Origin of the sequence: Pseudomonas tremae, from assembly GCF_023278125.1 — a bacterium.
GTDB lineage: Bacteria > Pseudomonadota > Gammaproteobacteria > Pseudomonadales > Pseudomonadaceae > Aquipseudomonas > Aquipseudomonas tremae.
This window is the reverse complement of sequence record NZ_CP066270.1, coordinates 4,876,114-4,897,431: the sequence shown is the minus strand read 5'-3', so window position 1 is coordinate 4,897,431 and position 21,318 is coordinate 4,876,114. Positions and strand designations below refer to the sequence as shown.

Sequence of the window (21,318 nt, the reverse complement as noted above, 5' to 3'; positions counted from 1 at the left end):
CGCCGCGTCCCTTTTTTACGCGTGCCGAATTCGTTCTGTTTTATGTGCGCTGATGAGACCGGGCGTGATTATGCCGTTCATCGGTATCGAACGGCCGATGGTCATTGCAAAGTGTTACTGACTGCAAATTATCGCGATGCTGCTGCGACAAACGCCGTCTGGCAACCCTGAGAGGCTCGCCAGACATTGATAAACCAGCATGGCGAAAGCAAAAGCTTCATGCAGATCCATCGTATTGTTCGATAGGTCAAAGCGAAATTTTGCGCTTTCATTCGATAGATAAAAAGCTAGTCTGGTAATACTTCTGACAGGTACTGGTAATGCAGCTACGTAATTCATCCTCTCGCTACGGTCTGGTCAGCATGGTGCTGCACTGGGGTGTGGCTGCTGTCGTGTTTGGTATGTTTGCGCTGGGGCTGTGGATGGTCGGGCTGGATTACTACGACACTTGGCGCAAGGCCGGCCCTGATCTGCACAAAAGCATTGGCATCACACTGTTTGCGGTCATGTTGATCCGTGTGGTCTGGCGCTTGCTCAGCCCGCCGCCACCGCCGTTGACCAGCTACAGTAAGTTGACGCGTCTCGGCGCAGCGTTCGGCCATCTATTCCTGTACGTCGCACTGTTTGCCGTGATGTTTGCCGGCTACCTGATCTCCACAGCTGATGGTGTGGGAATACCGGTATTCGGTCTGTTCGAGGTGCCTTCGCTGGTATCAGGTCTTCCTGACCAGGCAGAAACCGCGGGCTGGATTCATTTGTATCTGGCTTGGGTCATCGTGATATTCGCGGTGCTCCACGGCCTTGCTGCACTGAAACACCACTTCATCGATCACGATGTGACGCTCAAGCGCATGCTGGGTCGTAATTGATTGTTTAACCAAAAAGGGAAGAAAAGCATGTTGAAGAAGTCTCTCGCCGCTTTGGCTCTGGGTACCGCACTGTTGTCTGCCGGCCAGGCCATGGCTGCCGACTACGTTATCGACAAGGAAGGTCAACACGCATTCGTTGACTTCAAGATCAGCCACCTGGGCTACAGCTTCATTCACGGTACGTTCAAGGACTGGGACGGCACGTTCAGCTTCGACGCTGCCAAGCCTGAGGCCAGCAAAATCAATGTCGAGTTGAAGACCGCCAGCCTGTTCACCAACCACGCCGAGCGCGACAAGCACATCTCCAGCAAAGACTTCCTGGACGTTGCCAAGTACCCGGAAGCCAAGTTCGTTTCCACCAGCGTCAAATCGACCGGTGAGAAAACAGCTGACGTGACTGGCGACCTGACCCTGCACGGCGTCACCAAGCCAATCGTGATCAAGGCGACTTTCAACGGCGAAGGCAAGGATCCGTGGGGCGGCTACCGTGCCGGTTTCAACGGTACTTCGACGCTGAACCTGAACGACTTCGGCATCAAAGGCCCTGGCCCGACGTCGCAGACGCTGGACCTGGACATCACCTTCGAAGGCGTACAGAAGAAGTAAGTGTTCGCCTGATCGACAAAACGTCGACCCTTGGGTCGGCGTTTTTGTTGGTGCTGCCCAGAATCGGACGCGGCGCATGGGAGCCATGATCGACACCACAAACAAAAACGCCCCGAGCAAGTCGGGGCGTTTTTTTGTTGCGTGGCTGTCAGCTGTCGCGGTTGCGGGTCAGCAGGGCCGGTTTTTCACCGCGTGGGCGTGCTGGCAATTGGTCCAGTTGCTCGGCAGACGGGAAGCGGTCGATCTTTGATTCCTTGTGCACGATCTTCGGCTGAGGCTGACCGTCGCGCGGGGCGCGTACAGCAGGCTCCTGGCCTTCACGTGGCAAGGGTTGATCTTCACGTGCCGGGCGACGACCGCGTGGCTGACTATCGCGCGAGCGCGGTGCCGAAGAACCCGAGCCGTTACGCTTGGGTGCGCCAGTAGCGGAACCGGTACGTGGTGCGCCACCCGCAGGGCGGCCCGAATTGGCCGGGCGTGCAGCGCCACCGGTTGCCGGTGCTGCGCCAGGCGCGGCAGCAGGGCGACGACCGCGGTTCTGGCCTTTGCCCTGATAAGGGCTCACGTAGTCAGCGCGATTACCGAAGTTATCTACTTCGTCATCGCGGAACTCGTCCGGGGCGCGATCCGATGCCGGGCGCGGTGTGGCTGGTTGCGATGCACGCTGTTCGCTGCGAGGCGTGCCCTCACGAGGTTTTTTTTCGCGTGGCTGCCTTGCAGGACGTTCGCCAGTGGCGGCAGCAGCGGCAGGTTTTTCCTTGCCTTTGTCCTTGCCCTTGTCGCGACGACCGCCGTTGTTCTTGTCGCCATCGGCACGAGCAGGGCGCGCACCACGGGAATTGCGAACATCCGGACGCTCACGTACTTCCGGCTTTTCAGCCTCGACTGCCGTGATGTCGAAGCCCATCAGGTCGCCATCCGGGATTTTCTGCTTGGTCATGCGCTCGATGCTTTTGAGCAGCTTTTCTTCGTCCGGTGCAACCAGAGAAATGGCTTCGCCCGAGCGACCTGCACGACCGGTACGGCCGATGCGGTGTACGTAATCTTCGTCGACATTCGGCAATTCGAAGTTGACGACGTGTGGCAGCTGATCGATATCCAGGCCGCGTGCGGCGATGTCGGTCGCGACCATGATGCGCACATCACCGGCCTTGAAGTCGGCCAGAGCCTTGGTGCGTGCGTTCTGGCTCTTGTTGCCGTGGATAGCGACGGCGGCAAGGCCGTGCTTGTCCAGGTACTCGGCCAGACGGTTGGCGCCGTGCTTGGTACGCGTGAAGATCAGCACCTGTTCCCAGGCCCCCACGGTGATCAAGTGCGCCAGCAACGAACGCTTGTGGTTGGCCGCAAGACGGAACACCCGCTGCTCGATACGCTCGACCGTGGTATTCGGAGGCGTTACTTCGATGCGCTCGGGGTTGTGCAGCAGCTTGCCTGCCAATGACGTGATGTCATTGGAGAACGTCGCCGAGAACAGCAGGTTCTGACGCTTGGCCGGCAGACGAGCCAAGACCTTTTTGACGTCATGTACGAAGCCCATGTCGAGCATCCGGTCTGCTTCATCAAGCACCAGGATTTCGACGTGGGACAGATCAACGCTGCCTTGACCGGCGAGGTCGAGCAGGCGGCCAGGGCAGGCTACCAGTACATCCACACCGCGGGACATGGCCTGAACCTGCGGGTTCATGCCTACGCCGCCGAAGATGCAGGCGCTGACGAACTTCAGGTCGCGTGCATAGAGCTTGAAGCTTTCATGCACTTGCGCGGCGAGTTCGCGAGTCGGGGTCAGGACCAGTACGCGCGGTTGGCGCGGGCCATGACGCTGGGATTTGTCCGGAACACCATTGGGAAACAGCCGCTCCAGAATAGGGAGGGCGAAACCACCGGTTTTACCAGTACCTGTCTGCGCCGCAACCATCAGGTCGCGACCTTGCAACACGGCGGGAATGGCCCGCTGTTGCACGGGGGTAGGCTGGGTATAGCCCGCTGCCTCGATGGCGCGGACTAAAGCCTCGGAGAGACCGAGGGAAGCAAAGGACATGAGTAATCCTGTTCTGTTGGAGCTTAAGCTCAAGGGATGTCTTGCCTGGCGCGAATGGCGTGTAAAGACAACGCGATCCCGTCCGGTCCTGCAGGGTCTTCAGTGCATCTCGTGACGTCTGCGCTTGATGAAAAAAATGCGCTGATGGCGTGAACGAGTGACGATTGCAAGACCGCGCGTCCGGGCGTAAGCCTGGCGGGAAGGCTGGAGTATAACAGAGCGAGCGCAATACGCTGCTTTCCTGCTGCCCAACGGTGTATCAGGCCGCGATCTTCAGGGAATTGCCCGTCAGATCACGGCTTTGCAGGACTGTCAGCGTGGCAATTGCAGGTTGTTCCACACCGCCAGACTCGGTTCTGCCTGGTTCAGCGTGTAGAAGTGCAGGCCTGGGGCGCCACCTTGCAGCAGGCGTTCACACATCTGCGTAATGACTTCTTCGCCAAATGCCTGAATGCTCTGCACGTCATCGCCGTACGCTTCCAGTTGCTTGCGGATCCAGCGCGGGATCTCTGCGCCGCAGGCATCGGAAAAGCGTGCCAGCTTGCTGTAATTGGTGATCGGCATGATGCCGGGCACGATCGGGATGCTCACTCCCATCTTTTCGACGCGCTCGACAAAATTGAAATAGCTGTCGGCGTTGAAGAAGTACTGGGTGATTGCGCTGTCGGCACCCGCGTTTGCCTTGTTGACGAAGTGCTTGAGGTCGTCTTCGAAATTGCGCGCCTGAGGGTGCATTTCCGGGTAGGCGGCAACTTCGATGTGGAAGTGGTTGCCGGTTTCTTCACGAATGAAGGTCACTAGGTCGTTGGCATGACGCAGCTCGCCGCTGGCCATGCCCATGCCGGAAGGCAGGTCGCCACGCAAGGCTACGATGCGCTTGATACCTGCCTCCCTGTACTGGGCCAGCAGGCTGCGCAAGTCGTCCTTGCCGTCGCCAACGCACGACAGGTGCGGCGCGGCAGGCACTTTTACTTCGTTCTCCAGCTGCAACACGGTATTGAGCGTGCGGTCGCGGGTAGAACCACCGGCACCGTAGGTGCAGGAGAAAAAATCGGGGTTGTACGTGGCCAGCTGACGAGCAACGGTCAGCAGCTTTTCATGTCCAGCGTCGGTCTTGGTAGGAAAAAACTCGAAACTGAAGCGGCGATCTTGAGACATGGAGCCGATCTCATCGTAGGAGCGAACTTGTTCGCGAAAAGGTCGGAAGGACCTTCAGATACCGAGCATCACCGGAGTATCAACTACGTCCGGTGAAGGCTGATTGCAACCTCTGCCCACTTGCACGGGAGCAGACGGCCCGATCTGCTTCTTTTGGCAGCAGAAGCGTACCGGACCTGCTCAATCAGTAGCGGTAAGCATCTGGCTTGAACGGACCTTCGACGGTCACGCCGATGTAATCGGCCTGGGTCTTGGTCAGCTTGGTCACCACACCGCCGAAACCGCGGACCATTTCCAGGGCCACTTCTTCGTCAAGTTTCTTCGGCAGTACTTCAACAGTCAGACGCTCGGCTTTCTTGGCCGGAGCCAGGTCAGCGTACTTCTGCTCGAACAGGAAGATCTGTGCCAGAACCTGGTTGGCGAACGAGCCGTCCATGATGCGGCTTGGGTGACCTGTGGCGTTGCCCAGGTTAACCAGACGGCCTTCGGCAAGCAGGATCAGGTAGTCATCGTTCTGCGCGTCGAACGAGCCGGCGCCAGTACGATGGATCTTGTGAACCTGTGGCTTCACTTCTTCCCATGCCCAGTTCTTGCGCATGAAAGCAGTGTCGATTTCGTTGTCGAAGTGACCGATGTTGCACACTACAGCGCGTTTTTTCAGCGCTTTAAGCATGTTGGCGTCGCAGACGTTGACGTTACCGGTGGTGGTCACGATCAGGTCGATCTTGCCCAGCAGAGCCTTGTCGATGCTGGCTTCGGTGCCGTCGTTTTCGCCGTCGATGAACGGGGAGACAAGCTCGAAACCATCCATGCAAGCCTGCATGGCGCAGATCGGGTCGACTTCGGTCACTTTGACGATCATTCCTTCCTGACGCAGGGACTGGGCCGAGCCCTTGCCCACGTCACCGTAGCCGATCACCAGCGCCTGCTTGCCGGACAGCAAGTGGTCGGTGCCACGCTTGATGGCGTCGTTCAGGCTGTGACGGCAGCCGTACTTGTTGTCGTTCTTGCTCTTGGTCACCGAGTCGTTGACGTTGATGGCCGGGATTTTCAGCTCGCCCTTGGCCAGCATGTCCAGCAGGCGGTGAACGCCGGTGGTGGTTTCTTCGGTCACGCCGTGGATCTTGTCCAGCATCGCCGGGTATTTCTTGTGGATGATCTCGGTCAGGTCGCCGCCGTCGTCGAGGATCATGTTGGCGTCCCATGGCTGGCCATCCTTGAGGATGGTCTGCTCGATGCACCACTCGTACTCTTCTTCAGTCTCGCCTTTCCAGGCGAAAACAGGGATGCCCGCAGCGGCGATGGCAGCAGCGGCCTGGTCCTGAGTCGAGAAAATGTTGCAAGACGACCAGCGTACTTCGGCACCCAGGGCAACCAGGGTTTCGATCAGTACAGCGGTCTGAATGGTCATGTGGATGCAGCCGAGAATTTTCGCGCCCTTGAGCGGCTGTTCAGCGGCGTACTTGCTGCGCAGACCCATCAGGGCAGGCATTTCGGATTCGGCGATGATGGTTTCGCGGCGGCCCCAGGCGGCCAGAGAAATATCGGCAACCTTGTAGTCGTTAAAATCTGCGGGCGTGATTACAGCACTCATTGAGAGTCTCCATTCCATAAAAATGCGAATGGGCGCCGTTGTGCGTTTAAGGCTTGCCGGCTGATGATCAACCTTGCAAACAACGCCCTATCCGAGCCTGACAGGGAAAACCTGCTGCAGCGCCCCTCGGACAGGTGGCGGGAACGGTATCAAGCGTTGATGACCGTTGTGAAACGTTTGGCAGTATAGCTGTGCTGGCGATTCTTCCCAAGGCTTTCTGTCGGGTTAAAGGCCATGCTTTTGCCATCTAGCGGTAATAGGGTCTATGCATAGTCTCTATGAGACCAGCATGGGCGGAAGCCTTCTGCTCTGCCATCATGCAACCCTCTACCGGCCATACGCTCAGGAATGAACATGAATTTCCACACCCGCAAGTGGGTAAAGCCCGAAGACCTCAACCCCAACGGCACCCTGTTCGGCGGTAGCCTGCTGCGCTGGATCGATGAAGAGGCTGCGATCTATGCGATTGTCCAGTTGGGCAACCAGCGGGTGGTGACCAAGTATATTTCCGAGATCAACTTTGTCAGCGCTTCGCGTCAGGGCGACATCATCGAGCTGGGCATCACCGCCACCGAGTTCGGCCGCACCTCGATCACCCTCAAATGCCAGGTGCGCAACAAGATCACCCGCAAGAGCATCTTGACGGTCGAGAAGATCGTCTTCGTCAACCTCGACGAAGACGGTCAGCCAGCGCCACATGGGCGGACCGAGATCCGCTATATAAAGGATCAGTTCGACGTAGAGGACTGACGTTCAGGTTGCTGAAGATTGGACGCAGAGCGTTCGCAACGGCATGCCCACGCAGAGCGTGGGCACGATAGTTACAAAGTGATCGTACCTCACGCTCCGTTTGGGAATGCCCTTCACGACGCTCCGCGTCGTCCACACAGCTTGGCTCAGCCCTTGGCCTGGAACTCTCGCAACCACGCCAGGCCTTCGCTGGTATCGCCTTTCGGGCGGTATTCGCAGCCGACCCAGCCGGTGTAGCCCAGATCGTCGATGACGTTGAACAGGTGCTCGTAATTCAGTTCGCCGAGGTTCGGCTCGTTGCGATCCGGTACGCCTGCAATCTGAATGTGGCCGATGCCTGCAAAGTCCCGGCGCAGCTTGCTGGTCAAGTCGCCTTCGACGACCTGGCAGTGGTAGCAGTCGAACTGCACCTTCAGGTTGTCTGCACCCACCAGCCTGCGGATTTCCTGCGCCTGATCCTGGCGGTTGAGGAAGAAGCCCGGCATGTCACGCGTGTTGATCGGTTCGATCAGGATCGTGACACCAACAGACTTCGCCTGCTCGGCCGCAAACGCCAGGTTTTCCAGATAAACCGCCTGATGGCGCTCGCGCAAGTCCTCGCTGGGCAGCAGACCGGCCATCACATGCACGCGGTCATTACCCAACACCTGCGCATATTCCAGCGCACGTTCGATGCCACTGCGAAATTCCGCTTCGCGGCCTGGCAATGTCGCGATGCCTCGTTCGCACGCATCCCAGTCGCCCGGTGGGGCGTTGAACAGTGCCTGCACCAGGCCGTTGTCGCTCAGGCGTTGTTTGAGCTCCTGCGGCGTGTAGGCGTAAGGAAACAAATACTCAACCGCTCCGAAACCGTCGGCAGCGGCGGCGGCAAAACGCTCAAGAAAATCATGCTGTGGATAGAGCATGCTGAGGTTGGCGGCAAAACGAGGCATGTTGACTCCAGTCTTCAAAAGGTCAGACGAATGGCCAAAGCAGCAGAGTGATCACGAAACCCAGTGTGCCGAGCAGCGTGACCAGCACAGTCCAGGTGCGCAAGCCGTCAGCGACGTTGAGGCCCGCCAGTTTGGTGAACATCCAGTAACCGGCGTCGTTGATGTGCGACATGGCCAGACCGCCACCGCCCATTGCCAGGCACAGCAGGGCAAGGTGATTGGCGCTCAGGTCAAGTGTGGCAATCAGCGGGCTGAGAATGCCGGCGGTGGTCACCAGCGCAACAGTGGTCGAACCCTGAACAGCGCGCAGTAACAGCGTCAATAGAAAGCCCAGCGCCAGCACTGGCAGACCAGTGTTGCGCAGCGCCTCGGAAACCACCGCACCAATACCGGTATCCACCAGCACCTTGCCGAACACGCCACCGGCACCGGCGATCAGGATGACCATCGCCACACCGGGCAAGGCCGAGCCGATCACGTCGGACACCTGCGTGCGGCTCCAGCCACGACGCGAGCCCAGCAGCCAGGCGCACAGCAGGGTGTCGATCAGCAGGGCCACTAGTGGCGCGCCCAGAACAGTCAGTACCGCACGCAGCGTGGAGGTTGCGGGCAGCAGCGTGGTTGCCAGAGTGCCCATCAAAATCAGCACGATCGGCAGCAGAATCAGGGCGATGATCAACCCGAAACCCGGTGCGGGCGCTGGCGGCAGCTTGCTTGCCAGGCTGCTGGCGCTTTCTTCTGCGCCGAGGGTTCTGGTTTCAGTGGCTTCACGTACCGCTGAATAATCGTTGCGTGCCCAGGCTTCCAGGTCTTCGTTGGTGACGTGCGGGCCGTAGACTTCGGCGCGGATGTCATCGGTCATCGGGTAGGTCTTGCGGGTCATGCGGCCCGCGACGAAGTAGCCGACCATGCACAGCACCGCGACAATCGGGATACCCAGCATCAACACACGACCCAGGTCCGCACCCAACTGGCTGGCCGCAGCAACGGCGCCAGGGTGTGGCGGCAGGAACGCATGCACCGCCAGCAACGCAGCACACATCGGCAGCGCGAAAATCAGCAACGGCTTGCGCGCCGCGCGGGCCACACCATAAGCCAGCGGCATAAGAATGATCACGCCGACCTCGAAGAACACCGGGATGCCGACCATGAAGCCCGCGATCGTCAGGGCCAGCGGCGTACGCTTGTTGCCGAAGCGGTTGATCAGGGTTCTGGCCAACGCTTCGGCGCCGCCCGACAGCTCGATGATGCGCCCGATCATGGCGCCCAAGGCAATGATGATCGCGATATGGCCGAGGGTCTTGCCCATGCCGCCTTCAATGGTGGCAACCAGATCGGCGGGTTTAACACCGGCGACCAAGGCCACGATGATGCTGACCAGCATCAGGGCGACAAAGGGCTGGAATTTGTACTTGAGCACCAGAAACAGCAGCAGTGCGATGCCCGCACCGGCTACGACCATCAACATGAGCGGCGTCATGCCCGTGTACTCCAACCAATGTTGGTGAAGAATGATTGCGAAACAGCGAGTTTGTGGTGAGTCATGCTCTCGATTCCTGTTGTTATTGTTTTTTGGCCGGGAGGCGTCGTGCGCCTCACGATCAATGTGTGCCCGTTACCACTTCGCGCCGAACACCTGACGCAATTCTTCAAGCGCCGTAGGGTCAAGCGGGTCAGGTTTTGGATCGGTCATCAGCCATAGACGAGCTGTTTCTTCCAGCTCTTCGAGGGCGTAGCAGGCCTTGGCCACCGAGCTTTCCCAGACCACCGGGCCGAGCCGTTCAAGCATCACGCCGCGCACGCTGTTGGCCAGATGCGCAACACGTTCGGCGACTTTTGGCGAGCCCGGACGTTCGTAAGGGATCAAGGGGATGTGGCCGACTTTCATGACCTGATAGGGCGTCAGCGGCGGCAGAATGTCGTCTTCACGCCACACGCCGGCCAGGGTCAGCGCCACCAGATGCGTCGAGTGGGTATGCACCACGCCGCCGACTTCAGGGTTGCGGTCGTAGACTTCGCGATGTAACGCAAGGGTCTTGGACGGCTTGCTGCCCGACACCCATTCGCCAGCCAGATTGACCTTGGCAATATCTGCCGGGTCCATGCGGCCCAAGCAGGCGTCGGTCGGCGTGATCAGCCAGCCGTCATCAAGACGTGCGCTGATGTTGCCCGCGCTGCCGACCGTGTAGCCGCGGCCATACAACAGCCGGCCGACGTCGCAGATTTCCTGACGCAGGGCGTTTTCATCAATCATCAGGCTTCCCCCGCCAAATGCTTGAGGGCTTTGGCGAAGAAGTCGCGAGCACCGAAGTTGCCGGACTTCAGCGCCAGTGCCAGCGGCTCACTGCCACTGCTGACGGTGGCCGGGACACCTGGATCGATCTGTGCGCCGATCTGCAACAGTTGCACGCCCAATGCCTGAACCACGGCCCCGGACGTCTCGCCACCGGCCACCACGAAACGGCGTACGCCAGCGTCGAAAAGGCCTTTGGCGATTTCGCCGAGTGCGGCTTCGACCATCGCGCCGGAGCGTTCGACGCCCAGTTCTTTCTGCACGGTTTTGACTTCGTCCGGGGTGCTGGTGGCGTAGATCAGCACTGTCTGAGCGGCGTCTCTGGCAAACGCCAGCGCCTGCTCGACTACTGGTTTGCCAGCGGCCAGATCAAGCGGGTTGATGCGCAGGGCAGGGCGATTGGCTTCCAGCCAGGCCGCGACCTGGCCATTGGTCGCAACCGATGCACTGCCGGCCAGCACCACTTCACCGCCGCTGATGGCGATCTGTTTGGCCGCGTCGATATCACGCAACTTGCCGGCCTTGCGGAAGTTGCCCGGCAAGCCCAATGCCAGCCCCGAACCGCCGGTCAAGAGCGGCAAGTCGGCGCAGGCTTCGCCCAGGGTGTACAGGTCGGCGTCCGACAGGGCATCGGCGATGGCCATGCTCACCCCTTCGGCGCGCAGCTCGGCAATTTTGCCGCGTACGCTTTCTACGCCTTTGGCAACCGTGTCGTAGCGCAGCAGGCCGACTTTGTGGGTGGTCTGCGCTTGCAGCACGCGCACCAGATTGGCATCGGTCATGGGTGTCAGCGGATGGTTCTGCATGCCCGATTCGCTGAGTAACTGGTCCTGCACGAACAGGTGACCACGGAAAATCGTGCGGCCGTTTTCCGGAAAGGCCGGGCAGGCGAGGGTGAAATCACTGCCCAGTTGCTCCAGCAGCGCTTCGCTGACCTGGCCGATGTTGCCTGCTGCGGTCGAGTCGAAGGTCGAACAGTACTTGAAGAAAATCTGCTCGCAGCCGCGCTCGCGCAGCCATTCCAGCGCCGCGAGGGACTCTGCAACCGCTTCAGCGCTTGGCGTGGTACGGGATTTCAGGGCGATGACAATCGCGTCGGCGTCCAGCCCCGCAGCCATTTCGACGCTGGGGATACCGATGCTTTGCACGGTGCGCATGCCCCCACGGACCAGCATGTTGGCCAGATCGGTCGCGCCTGTGAAGTCGTCGGCAATGCAGCCCAGCAGCGGGCGAGCGGTGTTCAGGCTCATCATTCGCTCCTCAGGCTTTTTCAGGCTTGGCTTTGGGCAATTCGATGCCCGGGAAAATCTTGATCACTGCCGAGTCATCTTCACGACCGTAGCCAGCGCTGGAAGCCTGCATGAACATCTGGTGCGCAGTGGCCGACAGCGGCAGCGGGAATTTGCTGCTGCGTGCGGTATCCAGCACCAGGCCCAGGTCCTTGACGAAGATATCCACAGCCGACAGCGGTGTGTAATCGGCGTTGAGGATGTGCGGCACGCGGTTTTCGAACATCCACGAGTTGCCGGCGCTGTTGGTGATCACTTCGTAGAGTGCGTCGGCATCGACGCCTTCACGCAGGCCTAGGGCCATTGCCTCGGCACTGGCAGCGATATGCACTCCCGCCAGCAACTGGTTGATGATTTTGACCTTCGAGCCCAAGCCGTGGACGTCGCCCAGGCGGTAGACCTTGCCGGCCATGCCGTTGAGGATGGCTTCGGCCTTGGCATAGGACTGGTTCGGGCCGGAGGTCATCATCGTCATCTGGCCAGCAGCGGCCTTGGCTGCGCCGCCGGAGATCGGGGCGTCGAGGTACAGCAGATTCTGTGCGGCAAGACGTTCGCCGAGTTCGACGGCGAAGGTCGGTGCGACGGTTGCGCAGCCGATCACCAGGCTGCCCGGACGCAGGGCCGCAATGGCACCGTTTTCTCCAAACAAGACGGTTTCGGTCTGCTCGGCATTGACCACGACGGTAATGATCACGTCGCAGGCAGCGGCCATGCTGGCTGGGGATTGGCAGGCAACACCACCTTCCTGGGCGAACGCTTCGGTCACGCTGGTGCGCACATCGCAGGCATGCACATTGAAACCGCTGCGCAGCAACGAGCGGGCGATACCCAAGCCCATCGCGCCCAGGCCGATGACGCCAACGTTTTTAGTGTTCATGCAGTAATCCTCAAAGTCAGTGCCGATGCCTGTGAAGCCGGCATTCGAGCGTCATTGTTCTGATCTGTGAATCAGATAGTGAATCAATGAGTAAATAATGTGAAGTATTTTTATTTCTAACAAAATTTAACATTCTTGGGGTTTTCCAATCGCCCACAAAAAAGCCCCTGACCGGGGCTTGATTGAAATCGCTGCATTGCTGACGCCTTGCGTCATCCACGAAGGCTCAGAATTTTGGCACTGGCGCGCTGGTGGCGTTCTTCAGTGAGCCGCTTTCCTGACGCACGACCTCTTTGGGCTTGTAGGCGCAATAGCCGGGGCGCGGGCCGATCTTCGGATGGTTGCGGCAGGTGTCAGGGCGCTTTTCGTAGATGGTGCACAGGCGGCTTTTGCGGTCCAGGTACAGGCAGTCGTTGTTGCTCATGCGCTGCAACGTGAAGATTTCCGACTTCTGGTTGTAACGCTCGACGATGCCTTCTTTCTGCAGGCGTTTGGCGATGTTCTTGGCCGGGTCGCCGCGCTCGAACTCATCGACGATGCCGATGCGGATCAGGTCCTTGATCTTCACTTCTACCGGCAGCGTGCAGCAGCTGGAGATGCAGCCTCCGCACATGTGGCTGGAGTACTTGGCCCAAGTGTCGATGCGATCGAGTTCTGCGGCGGCGATCAAGGTGGGTTTCATTTTATTTCAGAATTCCGGGTGTATCAGGGCGCGCGATCATACCGGTCTGCGGCCATTTGCAGTAAGTAAAAATTGTCGAAGCGACTGTCGGTCAGGCTGAGGAGCGTAATTGACGATGAGGTTGCTGCCTGCCGACCGCAGTCGGTCAGCAGGCAGGGTGCGCAGGGAAAACTCAGGACTTGAGCTTGTCGTCGGCCCTGAACATGCTGCGGATCCCGCGCAAAGCCTGACGGATTCGGTCCTGATTCTCGATCAGCGCAAAACGCACGTGATCGTCGCCGTATTCACCAAAACCGATGCCCGGCGAGACGCAGACTTTAGCTTCTGCCAGCAGTTTCTTGGCGAACTCCAGCGAGCCCAGATGCGCGTAAACCTCCGGGATCTTGGCCCAGACGTACATGGACGCTTTGGGGTTCTCGACCATCCAGCCCATTTCATGCAAGCCTTTGACCAGCACGTTGCGGCGCTGGCGATACTGTTCGGCGATGTTGAGAACGCACTGTTGATCGCCTTCCAGCGCCGCAATGGCCGCGACCTGCAATGGCGTGAAGGTGCCGTAGTCGTGGTAGCTCTTGATGCGCCCCAATGCGTTGACCAGCTCCGGGTTGCCGACCATGAAACCGATTCGCCAGCCTGCCATGTTGTAGCTCTTGGACAAGGTGAAGAACTCGACGGCGATGTCCTTGGCTCCAGGCACCTGCATGATCGACGGTGCTTTCCAGCCGTCATAGACGATGTCGGCATACGCCAGGTCATGCACCACCAGTACGTCGTACTGCTTGGCCAGCGCCACCACGCGCTCGAAGAAATCCAGCTCCACGCATTGCGCGGTCGGGTTCGACGGGAAGCCCAGAATCATCATCTTCGGCTTGGGAATCGAGCCGCGAATGGCCTTTTCCAGCTCGGCGAAGAAATCCACGCCCGGTACCAGCGGCACCGACCGCACCTGGGCGCCGGCAATCACGGCACCATAGATGTGGATCGGATAGCTCGGGTTGGGCACCAGCACCGTGTCGCCCTGATCCAGCGTGGCGAGCATCAGGTGCGCCAGGCCTTCCTTGGAACCAATGGTGACGATGGCTTCGCTTTCAGGGTCGATATCGACCTCGTAGCGCTTCTTGTACCAGTTGGAAATGGCGCGACGCAGGCGGGGGATACCGCGTGATGTGGAGTAACCGTGGGTGTCTTCGCGCTGGGCGACGGTAACCAGTTTTTCGACAATATGTGGCGGCGTGGCCCCGTCGGGGTTGCCCATGCTCAAGTCGATAATGTCCTCACCGCGACGACGGGCAGCCATTTTCAGCTCGGCGGTGATATTGAACACGTAAGGGGGGAGTCGATCTATGCGCGCAAAGCGGCGCGGCGAACCTTGTTCGGCCATGAGTATCTCGCAAACGTAAGCGCCCGGAACCGTCCGAGCGACGCGGCCGCATGAGGCGGCCTGCCGACCAAGATAGATGGGCTGGTAGCGTTTTGTCCACAGAGATTACAGCGCGAGCTGTACAAACATTGTTCACCCACCAAACGGAGTCGGCGGTGTAGAATCGCGCTATTCATCGCCATTCATCCCCGGCGGGTTTATGAGCTCAGGCCGAGTACACGGTGATCCCGTGGTGTTCGGTTTCTTCGCTGCCTGTGGTCACTGCCGCACGCCCGCGACGTCAATAGAAGCTCACTCCCTTCCTGATCAGCCTTATTTTTGCCGGAGTGCTCCAATGCCTGATTACCGCTCGAAAACGTCCACCCACGGCCGCAACATGGCCGGCGCCCGTGCCCTTTGGCGCGCTACGGGCATGAAAGACGAAGATTTCAAGAAACCGATCATCGCCATCGCCAACTCCTTCACTCAGTTCGTGCCGGGCCACGTCCACCTCAAGGACATGGGCCAACTGGTCGCGCGGGAAGTCGAACGCGCCGGTGGCGTGGCCAAGGAATTCAACACCATTGCGGTCGATGACGGTATTGCGATGGGCCATGACGGCATGCTGTATTCGCTGCCGAGCCGCGAGATCATTGCCGACTCGGTCGAGTACATGGTCAACGCGCACTGCGCCGACGCCATCGTGTGTATTTCCAACTGCGACAAGATCACCCCCGGCATGCTGATGGCGGCGTTGCGACTCAACATCCCGGTGGTCTTCGTTTCCGGCGGGCCGATGGAAGCGGGCAAGACCAAACTGGCCAGCCACGGTCTGGACCTTGTCGATGCAATGGTCATCGCTGCCGATTCGACTGCCAGCGACGAGAAAGTCGCCGAATACGAGCGCAGCGCCTGTCCGACATGCGGCTCCTGCTCGGGTATGTTCACCGCCAACTCGATGAACTGCCTGACCGAAGCGCTGGGTCTGGCCCTGCCGGGCAACGGCTCTGCACTGGCTACCCACAGCGACCGCGAGCAGTTGTTCCTGCAGGCTGGTAGGACCATCGTTGACCTGTGCCGCCAGTACTACAAGGAAAACGACGATTCGGTGTTGCCGCGCAACATCGCCAACTTCAAGGCGTTCGAAAACGCAATGACGCTGGATATCGCCATGGGCGGTTCGACCAATACCATCCTGCACTTGCTGGCAGCCGCTCAGGAAGCCGAGATCGACTTCGACCTGCGTCACATCGATCGTCTGTCGCGCAAGGTGCCGCAGCTGTGCAAGGTGGCACCGAACATCCAGAAGTACCACATGGAAGACGTGCACCGCGCCGGCGGGATCTTCAGCATCCTCGGTGAGCTGGCCCGTGGCGGCCTGCTGCACACCGACCTGCCCACCGTACACAGCAAAACCCTGGCCGAAGGCATCGCCAAATGGGATATCACCCAGACTGACGACGAAGCCGTGCATACCTTCTTCAAGGCCGGCCCGGCAGGCATCCCGACCCAGACCGCGTTCAGCCAGTCGACCCGTTGGGAAAGCCTGGATGACGACCGTAAAAACGGCTGCATCCGCAGCGTCGAGCACGCCTACTCGCAAGAGGGCGGCCTGGCCGTGCTGTACGGCAACATCGCGCTGGATGGCTGCGTGGTTAAAACCGCCGGTGTCGACGAGTCGATCCACGTCTTTAAAGGCAACGCGAAGATCTTCGAAAGCCAGGACAGCGCTGTACGCGGGATTCTGGCTGACGAAGTGAAGGCTGGCGACATCGTCATCATTCGTTACGAAGGCCCGAAAGGCGGTCCGGGCATGCAGGAAATGCTCTATCCGACCTCGTACCTGAAGTCCAAAGGCCTGGGCAAGGATTGTGCGCTTCTCACCGACGGCCGCTTCTCGGGTGGTACGTCCGGTCTGTCCATCGGTCACGCCTCGCCGGAAGCCGCAGCGGGCGGGGCAATCGGTCTGGTCCGTGACGGCGACAAAGTGCTGATCGACATCCCGAATCGCTCGATCAACCTGATGATCGACGACGCCGAGATGGCTGATCGTCGCGCCGAACAGGACAAGAACGGCTGGAAGCCTGTCGAGTCGCGTCCACGCAAGGTGACCACTGCACTCAAGGCCTACGCCTTGCTGGCGACCAGTGCCGACAAGGGCGCCGTGCGTGACAAGGCGTTGCTGGACAAGCTGGTGCCATAGCGCGAACGTTTGATTTGGTATGAAAACGCCCCGCCAGTCGGGGTGTTTTTTTGTCCAAAGATTGTGCGCAGCACTTTAGACACAGTGGTATTTCTGACAGGTGTCGAGAGCGTTTCAGCACTATACAGTGGCCCAACAGCCGCGAAATCCTCTGCGGCGAACCGCTATCAAATGTTATGGAGAACGTGATGAGAGCATGGTTCCTGGCACCGACATTGTTCATGAGCGTTTGCCTTGGTGCATACGCAGTTGACTCAACAGACGCCACCCAAAATGAAATAGCTCCGCCCACTGATATCGCTCAGGAAGTGGAGACAGCGGTACAGGTCCGCAATAACAGTACGTTCGCGATTTATGTCATACAGAAGGGCGTGAAGCAGGAGGTGGCGAGCAAGGGCACCTACGTCATTAGTCGCGTCGCCACTTACCCGCTGAGTATCACCCCTGTCAGTGGCACGCCGAGCATAAAGTTTGTGACACTCACCGGGAAAACAGGCGCATGCACGTTTGCCAGTTGCCTCATCGTTCAATAACGCGACGTGGGGCTCCAGTTGAAAGGCTCACTTGCGGTCCGCAATCACCCCGATCAACACCAGCACCACCAACAGCACCGGCGCCAGGCTGTAGTTGTTGAATTGACTGAGGCCGCGCACCACCCAAGGAGTGGCGTAGATCAGCGCCGCACCGCTGCCGACTGCGCAGAGCAGGGCAATGAGCGGAATGCGCAGGGCGCCGGTCATGCTGCTGATGCGTTGTTCTATCCAGCCTTTGATGTCTGCGCCAAACAGCACCAGCAGGCAGCCCACCAATGCCAGCGCGATTTCTGAAAGATTGCTGCGACTCCAGCGCGAAACGGTGGCGAGCAAGTCGAGTACGAAATCCATGCAGGGTCCTTAGATCAGAAAGTATTGCAGCAAGTCATTGAGGAACAGCTGGCCTTGAGGCGTGGCGATCAGGCGTGACGGATCTTCATGCAGCAGACCCTTTTGTTCGGCCTGCCTGCGTGCCTCGGCAAGCGAATCGAGGCTTAGACCCGTTCTTTCGCGAAATAACGCAGCGTCTACACCATTTGTCAGTCGCAGTGCATTCATCAGGAATTCAAACGGTAATTCGTCCAGCGGCAAAAGCTTCGAGCCTGCCTGAAACGGCTTGTCCGGGTTCAGGTAATCCTTGGGCAGCCGGGTCTTCCATGTGCGGATAATGCGCCCGTCCGGATGGCTCAGCTTGCCGTGCGCGCCTGCGCCGATACCGATGAAATCACCGAACGCCCAGTAGTTGAGGTTATGCCGCGCCGGTTTTCCGGGTTGCGCATAGGCCGACACTTCGTACTGCGCGTACCCATGAGTGGCCAGTAACTGCTGTCCGGTTTCCTGAATATCCCAAAGAATGTCGTCTTCCGGCAAAACCGGTGGCTGATTCCAGAACACCGTGTTGGGTTCCAGGGTCAGCTGATACCAGGACAGGTGAGTCGGTGCCAGCGCAATAGCCTGGCGCAGATCGGCCAGCGCTTCATCCTGGGACTGGTCCGGCAGGCCGTGCATCAGGTCCAGGTTGAAGTTGTTGAAACCGGCCTGACGCGCCATGTCAGCGGCACGAATCGCTTCGTCGCCATTGTGTATGCGGCCCAGCGCCTTGAGTTTGGATTCCTGAAAGCTCTGGATGCCGATCGACAGCCGATTGATCCCCAGGCCGCGATAGGCGCTGAACTTGGCCTGTTCGAAGGTGCCGGGATTGGCTTCCAGGGTGATCTCGATGTCGCTGGCAAAGCGGATGCGTTGCTCGACGCCCTTCAGCAAGCGGCCCAAAGCGTCGGCGCTGAACAGGCTCGGCGTACCGCCACCGAAGAAGATCGATTGCAGCTCGCGGTCGTAGACGTGCGGCAGGTCCAGGTCCAGATCGGCCAGCAAGGCGTCGACGTACTCCTGTTCCGGCAGCACCGGGCTGGCGGTGTGCGAGTTGAAGTCGCAGTACGGACATTTGCGCACGCACCACGGGATATGGATGTACAGCGACAGCGGTGGCAGGTGCTGCAGTGCAGGGCGTGGGCTCTCTGATGAGAAACCGCTTTCGCCGAGAAACAGCGGCTGTGCAGGCGAATCGTGGGTCATTGCAAACCCAGGCGTTGGCGTAACAGGACCATCGCGCGAGCGCGATGGCTGAGCTGGTTTTTCTCGCCGGGGCCGAGTTCGGCACTTGAGCAATTGCGCTCCGGCACCCAGAACAGCGGGTCGTAGCCAAAGCCGTGCTCACCGCTGGCGGCGTGCAGAATGCGCCCGTGCCACAAGCCTTCACAGAGAATCGGCAGCGGATCGTCGGCATGCCGCACCAGCGCCAGAACACAGACGAATTGCGCGCTACGCTGCTCGTCCGGCACGTCTTTCAGCGCCTCCAGCAGCTTGGCATTGTTGGCCGCGTCGCCCTGACCATCGGCATAGCGCGCGGAATAGATGCCTGGCGCACCGCCGAGAAAATCTACTGCCAGCCCCGAGTCATCGGCCAGCGCAGGCAGCCCGGACAGCCGCGATGCGTTGCGTGCCTTGAGGATCGCGTTTTCGACGAACGACAGCCCGGTCTCCTCCGGTTCCACGAGGCTGAACTCGCTCACCGAACGTAGCGTCACGCTGCCGCCGAGCATGGCCTGGAGTTCCTTGAGTTTGCCGCCGTTGTGGCTGGCCAGTACGAGTTGTGTGAGGTTCATGGTCGGCCTGTGGTGGTGGTGCTTGAAAACGATCGTTTAAACGGCAATCTTGTGCTCCGCCAGCCCTGGGCTGGTAACCCGGTAGATGCCGATCTCTCCCAGCAGGTTAGGCCAGAGTTTGCTGGCCCAGCCATGACGGTGCTGCTGATCGACCGCCAGCCTGTCGAGCACCTGTGCATCGCGTTCGCGGCACAGTTCTTCAAAGTCGCCGAAGGTGCAGAAGTGGATGTTCGGCGTGTTGTACCAGGTGTACGGCAGAAATTCTGACACCGGCATGCGCCCCTTGCTGGCCAGATACCAGCGGCAGCGCCAATGACCGAAGTTCGGGAATGTGATGATGCACTGCCGACCGACGCGGAGCATTTCGTCGAGGATTCGGTCCGGGTAATGCACGGCCTGCAGGGCCTGGGTCATGACCACCACGTCGAAGCTGTTGCTGGCAAAGTTGCCCAGGCCCTTGTCGAGGTCCTGCTCGATGACGTTGATGCCTTTGGCTACGCATTCGGCAATGTTCTCGGCGTCGTTTTCAAGCCCGTACCCGGTCACTTGTTTGTGATCACGCAGCCAGGTCAGCAATTCGCCATTGCCACAACCGAGGTCGAGCACGCGGCTGCCTGCGGGGATCCATTCCTGGATGATTTCCAGATCGGCTCTCATGAGGTCCTCACAACGAAATTCGGTTCATGTAATTACCGAAAGCCTGCAGGTAGCGCGGAATCGGGATCAGGAAAGCGTCATGCCCTTGAGGCGCGTCGATTTCCAGGTAGCAGACGTCCTTGCGGGCAGCCATCAACGCATCCACCAGCTCCCGCGAGCGGGCTGGCGAGAAGCGCCAGTCGGTGGTGAACGACATCACGCAGAACTTCGCGGTGGCGTTAGCGAAAGTCTTTGCGAGGTCGTCGTCGAAGCTGGCTGCAGGGTCGAAGTAATCCAGCGCTTTGGTCATCAACAGGTAGGTATTGGCGTCGAAACGCCCGGAAAACTCTTCACCTTGATAGCGCAGGTAGCTTTCGACCTGAAACTCTACGCTGTGGAAATCGTAGTTGAGCTTCTCGCTTTTGAGGCCGCGACCGAATTTCTCGCCCATCGAGTCGTCGGACAGGTAAGTGATATGCCCGACCATCCGCGCCAGCATTAGCCCGCGTTTGGGTATGACGCCCTGCTCCTGGAACGAGCCGCCGTGAAATTCCGGGTCGGTGAGAATCGCCTGGCGCGCCACTTCGTTGAAGGCGATGTTCTGCGCTGACAACTTGGGGGCCGAGGCGATTGCCAGGCAATGGCGCACGCGATCCGGGTAGCTGATGGTCCATTGCAGCGCCTGCATGCCGCCCAGGCTGCCGCCAATCACCGCAGCCCATGTGTCGATACCCAGCAGATCGGCCAGCCGGGCCTGGCTGTTGACCCAGTCTTCCACGGTCAGTACCGGGAAATTGGCACCGAATGGTTTGCCGGTGTCTGGATCGATGCTGCTTGGGCCGGTCGAGCCATTGCAACCGCCAAGGTTGTTGAGGCTGACGACGAAGAACCGGTCGGTGTCGATTGGCTTGCCAGGGCCGATGCAACTGTCCCACCAACCGGGCTTGCGGTCGTCGGCGCTGTGAAAGCCTGCGGCATGATGATGCCCTGACAGCGCGTGGCAGATCAGCACGGCGTTGCTGCGAGCAGCGTTGAGCTGACCGTAGGTTTCGTAAATCAGGTCATAGGCTGGCAACGAACGGCCACAGGCCAGCGGCAAAGGCTCGCTGAAATGCGCCATTTGCGGTGTGACCAGTCCGACAGAATCGTGGGGGAAAACCGTGGGCATCGACCCTGCTCTCGCGTGAATGAGGCGTAAGTCTAAAGACCGCGGGGTGCAGCGGCAATAAGGGATGTTGTGAGGCGTAAATCAGTTGCGCTATCTGGCTAGGACGCAGAGCGTCGCACCATAGTTGAGGCAGGGCTGTTGTGGGAGCGTCGCCCGGTTCGCTCC

The 21,318-nt window shown here is 59.6% G+C and carries 20 protein-coding genes and 1 riboswitch; of the genes, 5 read left to right on the top strand and 15 right to left on the bottom strand.

Annotated elements, in window-relative coordinates; all coding sequences use genetic code 11:
- The first annotated feature begins 320 nt into the window (after positions 1–320).
- Together I9H09_RS22050 and I9H09_RS22045 are read left to right on the top strand one after the other, a co-directional pair.
- Positions 321–869, top strand: a complete 549-nt coding sequence (locus tag I9H09_RS22050; RefSeq protein ID WP_005888300.1) for a cytochrome b — start codon at positions 321–323, stop codon at positions 867–869.
- Between the two features lie 27 nt (positions 870–896).
- Positions 897–1,475, top strand: a complete 579-nt coding sequence (locus I9H09_RS22045; protein ID WP_005888301.1) for a YceI family protein — start codon at positions 897–899, stop codon at positions 1,473–1,475.
- A 148-nt stretch (positions 1,476–1,623) separates the two neighbouring features.
- On the opposite strand, the gene rhlE2 is transcribed toward I9H09_RS22045, so the two are convergent.
- From rhlE2 to ahcY, 3 genes are all read right to left on the bottom strand, one after another.
- Positions 1,624–3,513 carry an RNA helicase RhlE2 gene (rhlE2, locus tag I9H09_RS22040; protein WP_005888302.1) on the bottom strand — a complete coding sequence of 630 codons (1,890 nt, stop codon included), beginning with the start codon at positions 3,511–3,513 and terminating at the stop codon, positions 1,624–1,626.
- A gap of 312 nt (positions 3,514–3,825) precedes the next feature.
- Complete coding sequence (gene metF, locus I9H09_RS22035; protein WP_122346987.1) at positions 3,826–4,671, bottom strand: methylenetetrahydrofolate reductase [NAD(P)H]; 846 nt, start codon at positions 4,669–4,671, stop codon at positions 3,826–3,828.
- A gap of 184 nt (positions 4,672–4,855) precedes the next feature.
- Complete coding sequence (gene ahcY, locus I9H09_RS22030) at positions 4,856–6,265, bottom strand: adenosylhomocysteinase (protein WP_005888304.1); 1,410 nt, start codon at positions 6,263–6,265, stop codon at positions 4,856–4,858.
- A 23-nt stretch (positions 6,266–6,288) separates the two neighbouring features.
- Positions 6,289–6,399: riboswitch (S-adenosyl-L-homocysteine riboswitch) on the bottom strand.
- Between the two features lie 220 nt (positions 6,400–6,619).
- On the opposite strand from ahcY, the gene I9H09_RS22025 reads away from it, so the two are divergent.
- A complete protein-coding gene (locus I9H09_RS22025; RefSeq protein WP_002551711.1) occupies positions 6,620–7,015 on the top strand; it encodes an acyl-CoA thioesterase in 396 nt (131 codons plus the stop codon).
- 146 nt (positions 7,016–7,161) lie between these two features.
- On the opposite strand, the gene otnI is transcribed toward I9H09_RS22025, so the two are convergent.
- The 7 genes from otnI to alaC all read right to left on the bottom strand — a co-directional run bounded on the left by otnI (position 7,162) and on the right by alaC (position 14,469).
- Complete coding sequence (gene otnI / locus I9H09_RS22020; protein WP_053931615.1) at positions 7,162–7,947, bottom strand: 2-oxo-tetronate isomerase; 786 nt, start codon at positions 7,945–7,947, stop codon at positions 7,162–7,164.
- Positions 7,948–7,969: 22 nt separating this feature from the next.
- Complete coding sequence (locus tag I9H09_RS22015; RefSeq protein ID WP_122312592.1) at positions 7,970–9,427, bottom strand: GntT/GntP/DsdX family permease; 1,458 nt, start codon at positions 9,425–9,427, stop codon at positions 7,970–7,972.
- A 135-nt stretch (positions 9,428–9,562) separates the two neighbouring features.
- Positions 9,563–10,201 carry a 3-oxo-tetronate 4-phosphate decarboxylase gene (gene otnC, locus I9H09_RS22010; protein WP_005888307.1) on the bottom strand — a complete coding sequence of 213 codons (639 nt, stop codon included), beginning with the start codon at positions 10,199–10,201 and terminating at the stop codon, positions 9,563–9,565.
- A complete protein-coding gene (gene otnK / locus I9H09_RS22005) occupies positions 10,201–11,490 on the bottom strand; it encodes a 3-oxo-tetronate kinase (RefSeq protein WP_122346986.1) in 1,290 nt (429 codons plus the stop codon). Before otnK ends, otnC begins: the two co-directional genes overlap by 1 nt.
- 10 nt (positions 11,491–11,500) lie before the next feature.
- Complete coding sequence (gene ltnD / locus I9H09_RS22000; protein WP_005888311.1) at positions 11,501–12,406, bottom strand: L-threonate dehydrogenase; 906 nt, start codon at positions 12,404–12,406, stop codon at positions 11,501–11,503.
- A 226-nt stretch (positions 12,407–12,632) separates the two neighbouring features.
- Positions 12,633–13,088 carry a YkgJ family cysteine cluster protein gene (locus I9H09_RS21995; protein ID WP_005888313.1) on the bottom strand — a complete coding sequence of 152 codons (456 nt, stop codon included), beginning with the start codon at positions 13,086–13,088 and terminating at the stop codon, positions 12,633–12,635.
- A gap of 172 nt (positions 13,089–13,260) precedes the next feature.
- Complete coding sequence (alaC, locus tag I9H09_RS21990; protein ID WP_122346985.1) at positions 13,261–14,469, bottom strand: alanine transaminase; 1,209 nt, start codon at positions 14,467–14,469, stop codon at positions 13,261–13,263.
- A gap of 334 nt (positions 14,470–14,803) precedes the next feature.
- On the opposite strand from alaC, the gene ilvD reads away from it, so the two are divergent.
- Positions 14,804–16,651 (top strand): dihydroxy-acid dehydratase, encoded by a 1,848-nt coding sequence (gene ilvD / locus I9H09_RS21985; protein ID WP_122346984.1) that lies wholly within the window; start codon positions 14,804–14,806, stop codon positions 16,649–16,651.
- Between the two features lie 188 nt (positions 16,652–16,839).
- Positions 16,840–17,184 carry a hypothetical protein gene (locus tag I9H09_RS21980; RefSeq protein ID WP_005888318.1) on the top strand — a complete coding sequence of 115 codons (345 nt, stop codon included), beginning with the start codon at positions 16,840–16,842 and terminating at the stop codon, positions 17,182–17,184.
- A 27-nt stretch (positions 17,185–17,211) separates the two neighbouring features.
- Here the strand turns inward: I9H09_RS21980 and I9H09_RS21975 are convergent, their stop codons facing one another.
- From I9H09_RS21975 to metX, 5 genes are read right to left on the bottom strand one after another with little or no spacing between them, the layout of a single operon-like run.
- The gene (locus I9H09_RS21975) at positions 17,212–17,535 is read right to left on the bottom strand and encodes a DUF3392 domain-containing protein (RefSeq protein ID WP_005888321.1); all 324 of its coding nucleotides are present in this window, start codon (positions 17,533–17,535) and stop codon (positions 17,212–17,214) included.
- A gap of 9 nt (positions 17,536–17,544) precedes the next feature.
- Positions 17,545–18,759, bottom strand: coding sequence for a radical SAM family heme chaperone HemW (gene hemW / locus I9H09_RS21970; protein ID WP_122312958.1), 1,215 nt, complete (start codon positions 18,757–18,759; stop codon positions 17,545–17,547).
- Positions 18,756–19,349, bottom strand: a complete 594-nt coding sequence (gene rdgB, locus I9H09_RS21965) for an RdgB/HAM1 family non-canonical purine NTP pyrophosphatase (RefSeq protein WP_122312957.1) — start codon at positions 19,347–19,349, stop codon at positions 18,756–18,758. The genes hemW and rdgB overlap by 4 nt, the downstream gene beginning before the upstream one ends.
- A 36-nt stretch (positions 19,350–19,385) precedes the next feature.
- On the bottom strand, positions 19,386–20,006 hold the full coding sequence (metW, locus tag I9H09_RS21960; protein WP_005888325.1) for a methionine biosynthesis protein MetW: 621 nt from the start codon (positions 20,004–20,006) through the stop codon (positions 19,386–19,388).
- A 7-nt stretch (positions 20,007–20,013) separates the two neighbouring features.
- On the bottom strand, positions 20,014–21,153 hold the full coding sequence (gene metX / locus I9H09_RS21955) for a homoserine O-succinyltransferase MetX (protein ID WP_005888326.1): 1,140 nt from the start codon (positions 21,151–21,153) through the stop codon (positions 20,014–20,016).
- Between the last annotated feature and the right edge of the window lie 165 nt (positions 21,154–21,318).